This is a genomic window from Desulfomicrobium apsheronum (assembly GCF_900114115.1).
Lineage (GTDB): Bacteria > Desulfobacterota > Desulfovibrionia > Desulfovibrionales > Desulfomicrobiaceae > Desulfomicrobium > Desulfomicrobium apsheronum.
The window spans coordinates 114,807-125,799 of record NZ_FORX01000013.1; the positions used below are offsets into that span (position 1 = coordinate 114,807).

Here is a 10,993-nt window from a genome sequence, read left to right on the forward strand (position 1 = left end):
CATGATCCCCTACGGTCGCCAGGAAATAACCCAGTCGGACATTGACGCGGTCGTTGACGTCCTGCGGTCGGACTTCCTGACGCAGGGCCCCATGGTGGCGCATTTCGAGGAAACGGTCGCCAGACATGTCGGGTCTACCCACGCTGTCGCGGTCAACAGCGCCACATCAGCTCTGCACATAGCCTGCCTGGCGCTTGGGCTTGGGCAGGATGATTGGCTTTGGACCAGCCCGATCACGTTCGTGGCGTCGGCCAATTGCGGACTGTACTGCGGGGCCGGGGTGGACTTCGTCGACATCGACCCGCGCACTTACAACCTCTGCCCGAAAGCCTTGGCGCGCAAGCTCGAACAGGCCGAGCGCGAGGGCCGCCTGCCCAAAATCGTGGCCCCTGTCCATCTCTGCGGCCAGCCCTGCGACATGGCAGCCATCCATGCCTTGGGGAAACGCTACGGGTTCAGGATTATCGAGGACGCATCCCATGCCATCGGCGGCAAATACCGAGACGAATTCATCGGCAATTGCCGGTACAGCGACATAACCATTTTCAGCTTCCATCCCGTCAAGATCATCACCACCGCCGAAGGCGGCATGGCGACGACCAACGACGCTCGCCTGGCGGAACGGATGTCCCTGCTGCGCAGTCACGGCATCACCCGCGATCCGGACCTGATGACGCACGAACCAGACGGCCCCTGGTACTATCAGCAGATCGATCTCGGCTTCAATTACCGTATGACCGAACTGCAGGCGGCCCTTGGCGTCAGCCAGATGAAAAGACTTGATGAGTTCGTCGCGCGTCGCCATGCCTTAGCCTTCCGTTACGATAAAATGCTTACTGGCCTTCCCGTGGTCACGCCTTGGCAGCATCCGGATTCTTATTCAGGTCTCCATCTGTATGTGATCCGCTTGGACCCAACTCAGACAGACAGGCGCCAACTCCACGTTTTCGAGAGTCTGCGCAACCAAGGAATTGGCGTGAATGTGCATTACATTCCTGTTCATACCCAGCCCTACTACCGCAACTTGGGTTTTGAGCCCGGAGATTTCCCTCAGGCCGAGAGCTATTATGCCGAAGCCATCAGCATGCCCATGTTTCATGGCATGACGGAAGCCCAGCAGGACGCCGTTGTGGAGGCGCTTCGCAAGGCGGTGCAGCAATGAAACTGGCGGTGATTCCCGCACGGGGCGGCAGCAAGCGCATTCCCCGAAAGAACATCAGGGAGTTCTGCGGCAGGCCCATGATTGCCTGGGCCATCGAAGCGGCGAGGAAGAGCGGGTGTTTCGATCGGATCATCGTTTCAACTGACGATGCCGAGATAGCCGAAATTTCCTGTCATTGGGGAGCTGAAGCGCCCTTTGTCCGTCCGAGAGCGTTGTCCGATGATCACACGGGAACAATTCCTGTCGTTGCGCACGCGATAGACTGGTATCTGGAGCATACGGCTGAGAAACCGGAAGAAGTGTGCTGTGTGTATGCAACCGCCCCCTTCGTTCGTCCGGCGGACCTGCGCCAGGGGCTCGAAGCGCTGCTTCGCCATGGGTGCGACTACGCCTTTTCCGCCACCAGCTTTCCGTTCCCGATCCAACGCGCTGTGCGCATCAGAAAAGACGGGAGAGTCGAGATGTTCAACCCGGAGCACTTCAACACCCGCTCCCAGGATCTGGAAGAAGCGTACCACGATGCCGGCCAGTTTTATTGGGGCCGGGCGGAAGCCTGGATCGAAGGACGACCGATATTCAATTCCGACGCCATCCCCGTCCTGCTGCCCCGCCACCGGGTCCAAGACATTGACACCGTCGAGGACTGGCGGCGGGCGGAACTGATGTTCACGACACTGCGCCAGCTTGAGGAATGGTGATGAACCCGAGAAAAATCGTCTTTCGCGTCGACGCTTCCCTGAAAATCGGAACAGGGCATGTCATGCGATGCCTGACGCTCGCGGAGGCCCTGCGTGAGCGCGGATGCGAATGCCGCTTCATCTGCCGTGAGCACCCCGGAAACCTGATCGATTTGATTTCAGAGCGTGGCTTCACAGCCCACGGCCTGCCCTCAGCGGAAGCCGAGTTGGGCTTGGAACACGAAGTTGATTCTCCGGCCCATGCAGCATGGCTTGGCGCGGATTGGCGCAAAGACGCTACGCAGACTCGCAAGGCTATGGGAGATGTAACCGTCGATTGGCTAGTGATCGACCACTATGCGATCGATGAGAGATGGGAACGAGAATTGCGGCCGTTTTGCCTCAAGCTGATGGTCATAGACGACCTAGCCGATCGCAACCATGATTGCGAACTGTTGCTGGATCAAAATCTGGTCGAAGGCTGGCAGGACCGCTATTGCGGCAAGGTTCCCAAGACGTGCGCATTGCTGCTCGGCCCCGAGTACGCCCTGCTGCAGCCCGTATACGCTGATCTTCATGACCGGGTCCCGCCCCGGGAGGGTCCAATTCGACGCATCTTGGTCTATTTCGGAGGCGCCGACACCGACAATCTGACGGGCATGACCATTTCCGCTTTCGGATCGCTCAAAACCGAAGACATTTCCATGGACGTCGTCATCGACCCCGCAAGCCCCCACATTGCAGCCATTCGAAAACTGGCGTGGAATGATAAACGAATCAGCCTCCATGAACGCCTGCCCAGTTTGGCGCCGCTGATGACGAGGGCCGATCTCGCGATTGGTGCAAGCGGGGCTACATCCTGGGAGCGGTGCTGTCTGGGGTTGCCAAGCGCAGTCATCACCCTTGCCGAAAATCAGAGACCGATTGCGGCCGAACTGCATAAACTAAGGCTTGTGCAGTGTCTCGGCCACAAGGATGAGGTCGATGAGCACGCCATGACCGAAATTCTGAGAAGGCTCATGAAAAATGGATTGGAGAGCGGCTGGTCCGAACGATGCGGCCATGCCGTCGAAGGCAAGGGAACGTCAAGGGTCAGCAGCATTCTCGTTGTAGGCGATATAAATTCTTTACACGCACGCCCTGCAACACTGAATGACGAAAGAATTGTGCTTTGCTTGTCGAATGTTTCGTCAACACACACAAAGAACTCAACAAGGGATATTCCTCAGTCGACAGAGACTACAAAAGGTTTCCAAAAATGTTTGCGAGATATCGATAATTATCGAGTTTTCATCGTCGAAACATCAAGCAGCATTCCAGTATCCATGGTTTGTTTTTCACGCCATGAGACTTCATGGTCTATTTGGATATTGCATCAACCTCATCTTGGAAGCTTCATCAAAGATGACATGGCCTTGGAAGAAGCCCTGCTGGCATTGAGAAAGAGTTCAGCAGAAGTCTTGATTTTCTCGGGCATGCAGAATGACAACATGGCGCCAATGAGCGCCGCGAAAAGGTACGCCCGATACGCCAACTCTACGAGGCAAAAACGACTGGAAATTGCCGTATGTACGGATCGAGGCAGCTGGATCAACGCCTCTGTCCCCAAGCTGATCCTGGGCTGGCTGGCAGAAGGGCATTCCGTCAGCTGGTCGCATGACGCATCGACTCTGCCCGGCGGGGACCTCTGTTTCTACCTGAGCTACGGCCGGATCGTCGATGCCAAGACTCGCTCGCGTTACAAAAACAATCTCGTCGTCCATGCAAGCGACCTCCCCAAAGGACGCGGCTGGTCTCCGGCTAGCTGGCTTATCTTGGAAGGCGTAGAGCGCCTGCCGCTCACCCTCCTCGAAGCGGTTGACGCAGTCGACGCCGGCCCGATTTATCTTCAGAAGTGGATTCCCCTCCACGGCGCGGAACTCATCGACGACTGGAGGGATCTGATCGCCGACGCGACGATCGATCTTGCCCGGTCATTCGTCTCCAGGCATCCCGAAATTCTCCATGAGGCGAGAGAGCAGACCGGCGATAGCAGCTCGTACCCTCGTCGCCGCAACACGGACAGCGAATTGGATTCCACCAAGACTCTTGCTGAACAATTCAATCACCTGCGCATCGTCGACAACAAGGACTATCCCGCATTCTTCAAGCACAAGGGCCAGGAATTTATTCTGAAAATCTCCAGACGACCCTCCAGCGGAGGAAGGAATTCATGACAGTCATGATCAACGGCCGCGCCATCGGCCCCGACCATCCGCCCTATATCATCGCCGAGCTTTCAGCCAACCACAACGGTTCGCTGGAACGGGCGCTTCAGACCATTGAAGCCGCGCATCGGTGCGGTGCGGACGCCGTCAAGCTCCAGACGTACACCGCGGACACCCTCACCATCGACTGCGACGCTCCGGATTTCCTCATCAAGGGAGGGCTGTGGGACGGTTTCAAGCTGTATGACCTCTATAAATGGGCCGAAACTCCGTATGAATGGCATCAGGCGATGTTCGATCACGCCAGGAATCTCGGCATAACCATTTTCTCGACACCATTTGACGAAACCGCAGTGGACCTTCTGGAAGACTTGGGCACCCCGGCGTACAAGATCGCATCCTTCGAAATCGTTGATCTGCCGCTCATCCGCTATGCCGCCAGCACAGGCAAACCCATGATCATGTCGACCGGAATGGCCAGCGAGGAAGAAATCGACGAGGCCGTCGCCGCCGCGCACGAAGCCGGATGCAAGGACCTGATCCTGCTGCACTGCATCAGCAGCTACCCTGCCCCGATCGAGCAGGCGAACCTGCGACAGATTCCCGAACTTGCGCGAAGGTTCGGCGTAATAAGTGGCCTTTCCGACCATACGATGGGGACAACTGCCGCGGTAACGGCCGTAGCCCTCGGAGCATGCGTCATTGAAAAGCATTTTACCCTAAGCAGACAAGACAAAGGGCCTGACTGCGAATTTTCCCTCGAACCACATGAGATGGAACGGCTTTGCGTCGAAGCAAAAGACGCATGGAGAGCTTTGGGCAAGGCGGGATACACGCGGGAGGAGGCGGAAGAAAAATCGAAAATCTTTCGACGCTCTGTTTACTTTGTCCGCGATCTCAAGAAAGGGGCAAAAATTACACGGGATGATATTCGGAGAATTCGTCCGGGGATGGGGCTTGCCCCTAAATATTATGAGTCAATAATTGGAAAAAAAACAAAACTGTCAGTACTAAAAGGAACAGCAACTTCGAAAGACAACATATTGTTTAATAATGAAAATCAATAAATCCTTAATAAAATTATACAAAAATGATCTGCTAAACTAAAATTATTAATAAAATATGAAAATGAAAAATTACAAAATAGCTTTTGTAGAAAACAGATATAAAACATTTTTTTGGGAATCTATTAGCAAATATTTTGAAGAAAAAGGGCATGAAACAACATGGATAATACAAAATTTAAAATTCATACCATCTTGCAAAAATATCTGCACAATCCCTTATCCACAAAAAAGCAACCTGTCTAAAATACAAAATTATGATTTTTCAGACATCTTTAATGCCGATAGAAGCATAAATTACTTTAAAGGAACAACTCATCATTACGAATATTACTATGAAAAAATAAAAAAATGGATGGTCAGAGAAGACCCAGACGTAGTAATCGGAGAAAGCACTCTATTTCACGAATTATTAACTATAAAAATATGCAAAAAATTTGGCATACTGTATATAAATCCAAGCATGGTTGGCTATCCACATGGAAGATTTAGCGCTTACAAGTACAATACAAAAGAACCTATCGGACACAATGACCAAATTCCAAGCGACAATGAGTGTTTACAAATAGCGAATGATATAAAAAATAGAATAAAAAAACCAGACTATATGTACAAAACTAAAGGAAAAGAATCAAATAGAAATTTTCCAACTCCAAATTCAATTGAAAACAAATATGATATATTAAGATCTTATGCTCATGGTGAAAAATATAACACACCATCACCTATAATAAAAACTTTATTGGAAATTAATAGGAAATATTCTTCATATAAATGGCAAAAAAAATCTATAAAAAATATAGATAATATACGTAATTATAAATTATTATACCCATTACAAATGCAACCAGAAGCAAATTTAGATGTTTGGGGAATAAAATATAGAAATCAAGAGAAATTATTAATAGAAATGGCAGAATTATTAAATGATAAATGGACTATTTTGGTTAAATCTAATCCTAAATTTAAATATGAAATGAATGCAAAAAAAATAGCATCGATCATAAAAAACAAAAAAATAAAATTATTACCATTAGAGACTGAAATGTCAGACATTTTTAATAAAATTGATTTATTTTGTACAGTAACAGGGACAATAGCAATTGAATGTTCACTTTCAGGAAAACCAATAGTACAACTCGGAAAAAGCATCCTTGATAACAATAAAAATATATTTAACATTAAAAAATTAGAAGAAATTATAAGTATTACGAAGACCATAGAAAATAATAATTACTTACCTCATGACGATACAGAAAGAATAAATATAATCAAAAAACTATTCAAAACAACATTTGAAGGAAAAATTTCTGATCCTTCGAACATGCCAGATGTAATGGATAAATCAAATATCACACTAACATCTAATAATATTTTAAAAATTATCAACCAAAGCTTATAATATTAAATAGAAAATGTATCATTATTTTAAAAAATTAAAGACTATAATTAGAAGAGCGGAAAATAAATCTGCTAAAATGTGATAATTTGTGAGATTTTTCCATTCGACTTTGATACCCCTCAATTTGATTTGGTGACTGCCTTTTAAGTGTATTCCATCTCCTTCTTTGCCAAGATCAAAGGAGTCTCAAGGAAACGACATCCTCAAATTTGAAAGAGTGTGAATTTTGGTTTACCCACAAGGACCAGAACATCTACAAAGTCCTACTCAAAATCATCAGGACAAACCCGCTGTTCTAGTCATGACCCAAATTTATTATTAAAATATAAGATAAAAATGGTTCTTCGACGTTTGATGTGGATTTCATGAAGTCACCAAGACCTGAATCGGAGCCGCGATCAGGTAGACCATAGTGATGAAGTTCTCCACATTTCGGTATCCTCGGGCTCTGGCTCTCGCCGCCTGGAAAAGGCCATTGTAGCCTTCAAGCCTCGCATTGGTGTGCAAGGAGTGCCAACGATGAAGTATTCGCGGCAAGTGCCTCTCGAAGCTTGCAAGTGCGCTCCGCACAGGCTCCAGGAGCGGGCAGTCGGCAGCATACTCCGCCGCATGCTTGAGAAAATGAGTGATGCGCCACTTGGCGGCCTGCTTTGATTCGGCCCGCCGCACCCAGCGCAGAAGTTCTTTGACACGGTAGGCCTTGGCGGTAGCGAAACCCTGCTCGACGAGTTCCAGGAGAGCATTCTCTTGGTGTTGCGTGCGTTCTTTTTCAGCGCCCTTGAGCACGGCCCAACGGGTGTGGTCCGGCAGCTTTGTCTGCCTAGCTTCTAGCTTTCTGACGTCATCGACGGCCTTGGTGAAGAGCTGGACTACATGGAACCAGTCGACTGTCACCGAGGCGAACTTGAACTCCTGTTCGACTGCGGAAAGGAACGCCGGCGACATGTCGCAGACAACTTCGACGATATTCTCGGGACAACCCTCATGGGCTTCGATGAACGTGCAGAACTTCGTCAGGCAATCCTTGCCCTTGCCGGGAGTCGCAAAGATCATGGGCTTGTCGGATCGGTTCAGGTCGATGAAGACGGTAATATAGTTGTGGCCTCGTTTGGAGGCGGTCTCGTCCAGCCCGATTGCCCTGAGGCTCTTCAGGTCCAGTGCGGCGATGGCTTTGGACACATAGTGGCGGACGATGCGCCACAAGCGCTTGTCCGTGACCTCAACGTGGCGGGCTACGGCATTGACCGGCATCTCTCGAACGAGGCTCATGACAAACTGCTCGAAAAGCAGGGTAAAACGGCTGCCTTCCCTGGACCATGGGGCTTCGACACGTCGGATTCAATGCTCGGGGCAATTGATCCTCGGCAGTCGGGCTGTGAGGTAGCAGTGATGCTGGAAGAAGTTGAGATGCCGCCATGTGAATTCCTTGAAGTCATGAGCCTCGCACGCGGCTCCGCACTCGGGGCACGGGTACAGCGCTCCGCGATCAGCACCGATCTCCAGGTGGAGCTTTGAAGGCGTGTGGTCGGTATCAAGACGTTGACTCATAACTTTCCAGGGCGGCGTGAGGCCGAGGCCCAAGGCAAAAATTTCTTCAGCTTGCATGGCAGTCCTCCTGAGGGAGGGCTATCCAAACTGGCTGAGGTCGGTCAATTCCACATCAAACGACGAAGAACCATAAAAAATGATGAATAATAAAATCAAATCAAACATACTTGACCCATCACCGCACAAATTAGCACTCACTATATATATTTTAATACTTATATTAATTTTTATAGCACCGTTAAATTTTGAATACATAAGTTGGTCGTATATTTACTTAATTTATAGCATATTTTTTTTTATATCATCTTCTTTTTTTATACAACTCTTTCAAAATAGAAAATATAATAATATATATTACACCTTAAAATACTCGATCAAAATTAAAAAAATAATAACTATATGCTTAATATTTTCATTATTTGGAGTAATAATCAGATTTATTGATATCTTTTTTATTCGAAATTTTGATTTTTCGCATGGATTAGCATCATTAAGAATCACACTTCAATCTTTAACATATTCTAGCGATAGTGATGTTGCTCAAGCTAATATTATATCTGCTGTCAGCGCATTTTTATTTGGATTTACCTATCCCTTAACAATATTATTTATAATTTATCGAAAATACTTAAATAAACACACATGTTATTTATGCTTTACGCTCTTGTTAGCGCCAATACTTGATAATTTTTTAACTGCAGGCATATTAGGAGCCACTTTTACATTAACATATATTTTTTATTGCTATTTTTATTCTACAATTATAAATAATAAAAAAATAAATTTAAAATTTATTTTAAAAATATTTCTTATTTTCATTACAGTTCTTTTTGTTGGATTCATTTTTTATACACAAAGAATTGAATTAATGTTCGGCAGTATCAATACTTTTATTTCCTACAACAACAACTTACTTCAACCAAATGAATTTCTTTTAAAATGTTTTGACGTTCCTTTCTTAAAATCATTTGCTTTTGGCATTTATTGGTTTTTGCACTACATTTTACAAGGTCTAAGTGAATTCTCTTATTTATTAGACAATTTCGACCATGCTAATATTTTATACGGAAAAAAACAATTTTTTATATTAGACAAATTTTTTTCAATTTTATTTGAAAATAATTATAATACATACGATTTAAGCATATTAAATCCTAGACCTGGAAGATATCAAACATTCTATGGAGATGTGTTTATAATAGATTTCGGATTTTCCGGACTTATTTTCGAATCAACAATATTTGGGGTAATATTATCTCAATTATATCTATCGAGAAAAAGAGGTCAGTTCATCGGCATAATACTATATCCATTTTTCCAAGCTACAGTTATTTTCTCACCATTATTCAACAGTTTCTCAAGTTCTCGATTTTATTTTTTATTTTCAGGCTTAACTGCATTCGTAATATATCGCTTTTTAATTAAAAAGGAAAAATATGAAAATCGCAATTATACATGATTGGCTTATTTATATAGCTGGAGCTGAAAATGTTTTAGCGCAAATTTTAAAAATATTTCCGAATTCAGATTTATTTTCTGTTATTAATCATTTATCTAAAGAAGACAAAAAAGTTCTTTATGATAAAAATACAAAAAATACATTTATTCAAAATTTTCCTTTTTCGAAAAAGTTATATCAAAAATACTTGCCATTTATGCCTTTTGCGATTGAGCAACTTGATGTTTCTTCTTATGATTTAATAATTAGTAGCAGCTACGCAGTAGCAAAAGGCGTCATTACAGGACCAAATCAATTACATATATGTTATTGCCATACACCAATTAGATATGCTTGGGACTTACAACACCAATACTTAACTGAATCTAATTTGACAAAAGGAATTAAAAGTTTAGTTGCACGTTATATTCTTTTCAAAATTAGAAACTGGGACTACAGAACAGCAAATAATGTAGATTTTTTTATTGCGAACAGTAAATTTGTAAAAAAAAGAATTCATAAAATATACAGAAGAGATTCTGATGTTATATATCCTGGCATCGATATTTCTGACTTTCACTTCTCTCCACTCAAAGAAAATTATTATCTCACTGCTTCACGCCTTGTTCCTTATAAAAAAATCGATTTAATCGTAAAATCCTTCAATAAACTTCCTAATAGACAACTTGTTGTGATTGGAGACGGCCCGCAACTAAAAAAAATTAAATCAATTGCGAATTCAAACATCATAATTCTTGGATATCAACCTACAGAAATTCTTCGACATCATTTACAAAAAGCAAAAGCTTTTATATTTGCAGCAGAAGAAGATTTTGGAATTATACCAATCGAAGCTCAAGCATGTGGAACACCTGTTATTGCATTTAAAAAAGGTGGTACTTTAGAAACAGTAATAGATGAAAAAACAGGAATTTTTTTTGACGATCAAACAGAAGAGTCAATTATTAATGCAGTAAATAATTTTGAGCGTTTTTTTAAATACGATCCTGAAATTATTCGAAATCATGCATCAAAATTCTCTAATTATGCATTTTCAAATAAATTTTACGCATTCGTTATAGAAAAATATAACGATTTTATTGCAAATAAATAGTCGGCCCTGAAAATATGACAATACACTGAAATATATCGATATTTACTCGGAGATATTGTATTTCAAATAACCAGTAATGCAGTGAAAAATGCATTTTCTGGTCGAAATGAAGGCATAAAAGGACAGGTAAATTATTCACATCCTGAACTCCCCGCATCTCAGCCTCGTACACGGAGTGGAGGCTTCCCACGGGACGCCCCCTCTTTCATTTCGGTTCTTCGACGTTTAATGTGGAATTCATGAAGCCACCAAGACCTGAATCGGAGCCGCGATCAGGTAGACCATGGTGATGAAGTTCTCCACATTTCGGTATCCTCGGGCTCTGGCTCTCGCCGCCTGGAAAAGGCCATTGTAGCCTTCAAGCCTCGCATTGGTGTGCAA

The 10,993-nt window shown here is 44.7% G+C and carries 8 protein-coding genes and 1 pseudogene; 7 read left to right on the forward strand and 2 right to left on the reverse strand.

Going from position 1 to position 10,993, the window contains the following annotated elements:
* Nucleotide 1: 1 nt before the first annotated feature.
* From pseC to BMZ40_RS19270, 5 genes are all read left to right on the forward strand, one after another.
* Nucleotides 2-1,162: a UDP-4-amino-4,6-dideoxy-N-acetyl-beta-L-altrosamine transaminase gene (pseC, locus tag BMZ40_RS12680; RefSeq protein ID WP_092376340.1), complete on the forward strand. Its 1,161-nt coding sequence runs from the start codon at nt 2-4 to the stop codon at nt 1,160-1,162.
* Nucleotides 1,159-1,860 (forward strand): pseudaminic acid cytidylyltransferase, encoded by a 702-nt coding sequence (pseF, locus tag BMZ40_RS12685; protein WP_092376343.1) that lies wholly within the window; start codon nt 1,159-1,161, stop codon nt 1,858-1,860. The genes pseC and pseF overlap by 4 nt, the downstream gene beginning before the upstream one ends.
* Nucleotides 1,860-4,055, forward strand: coding sequence for a UDP-2,4-diacetamido-2,4,6-trideoxy-beta-L-altropyranose hydrolase (gene pseG, locus BMZ40_RS12690; protein ID WP_177193160.1), 2,196 nt, complete (start codon nt 1,860-1,862; stop codon nt 4,053-4,055). The genes pseF and pseG overlap by 1 nt, the downstream gene beginning before the upstream one ends.
* The gene (pseI, locus tag BMZ40_RS12695; protein WP_092376349.1) at nt 4,052-5,113 is read left to right on the forward strand and encodes a pseudaminic acid synthase; all 1,062 of its coding nucleotides are present in this window, start codon (nt 4,052-4,054) and stop codon (nt 5,111-5,113) included. The genes pseG and pseI overlap by 4 nt, the downstream gene beginning before the upstream one ends.
* A gap of 61 nt (nt 5,114-5,174) precedes the next feature.
* Entirely contained in the window at nt 5,175-6,512 is a 1,338-nt protein-coding gene (locus tag BMZ40_RS19270; RefSeq protein ID WP_143075630.1) for a hypothetical protein, read from the forward strand.
* A 363-nt stretch (nt 6,513-6,875) separates the two neighbouring features.
* Here the strand turns inward: BMZ40_RS19270 and BMZ40_RS12700 are convergent.
* A pseudogene (locus tag BMZ40_RS12700) lies at nt 6,876-8,117 on the reverse strand (ISL3 family transposase).
* A gap of 82 nt (nt 8,118-8,199) precedes the next feature.
* On the opposite strand from BMZ40_RS12700, the gene BMZ40_RS19275 reads away from it, so the two are divergent.
* Both BMZ40_RS19275 and BMZ40_RS12705 read left to right on the forward strand, forming a co-directional pair.
* Nucleotides 8,200-9,519 carry an O-antigen polymerase gene (locus BMZ40_RS19275; protein ID WP_143075631.1) on the forward strand — a complete coding sequence of 440 codons (1,320 nt, stop codon included), beginning with the start codon at nt 8,200-8,202 and terminating at the stop codon, nt 9,517-9,519.
* Nucleotides 9,497-10,612, forward strand: coding sequence for a glycosyltransferase family 4 protein (locus BMZ40_RS12705; protein WP_092376351.1), 1,116 nt, complete (start codon nt 9,497-9,499; stop codon nt 10,610-10,612). The genes BMZ40_RS19275 and BMZ40_RS12705 overlap by 23 nt, the downstream gene beginning before the upstream one ends.
* A gap of 237 nt (nt 10,613-10,849) precedes the next feature.
* Here BMZ40_RS12705 and BMZ40_RS12710 read toward each other — a convergent pair.
* On the reverse strand, nt 10,850-10,993 hold a 144-nt coding region (locus BMZ40_RS12710; protein WP_143075632.1), incomplete at its 5' end, for a transposase.

What these genes read in the sequence shown, in the direction of transcription:
- pseC (WP_092376340.1), top strand. Translation starts at nt 2, where the DNA reads ATGATCCCCTACGGTCGCCAGGAAATAACCCAGTCGGACATTGACGCG.
- pseF (WP_092376343.1), top strand. Translation starts at nt 1,159, where the DNA reads ATGAAACTGGCGGTGATTCCCGCACGGGGCGGCAGCAAGCGCATTCCC.
- pseG (WP_177193160.1), top strand. Translation starts at nt 1,860, where the DNA reads ATGAACCCGAGAAAAATCGTCTTTCGCGTCGACGCTTCCCTGAAAATC.
- pseI (WP_092376349.1), top strand. Translation starts at nt 4,052, where the DNA reads ATGACAGTCATGATCAACGGCCGCGCCATCGGCCCCGACCATCCGCCC.
- BMZ40_RS19270 (WP_143075630.1), top strand. Translation starts at nt 5,175, where the DNA reads ATGAAAAATTACAAAATAGCTTTTGTAGAAAACAGATATAAAACATTT.
- BMZ40_RS19275 (WP_143075631.1), top strand. Translation starts at nt 8,200, where the DNA reads ATGAATAATAAAATCAAATCAAACATACTTGACCCATCACCGCACAAA.
- BMZ40_RS12705 (WP_092376351.1), top strand. Translation starts at nt 9,497, where the DNA reads ATGAAAATCGCAATTATACATGATTGGCTTATTTATATAGCTGGAGCT.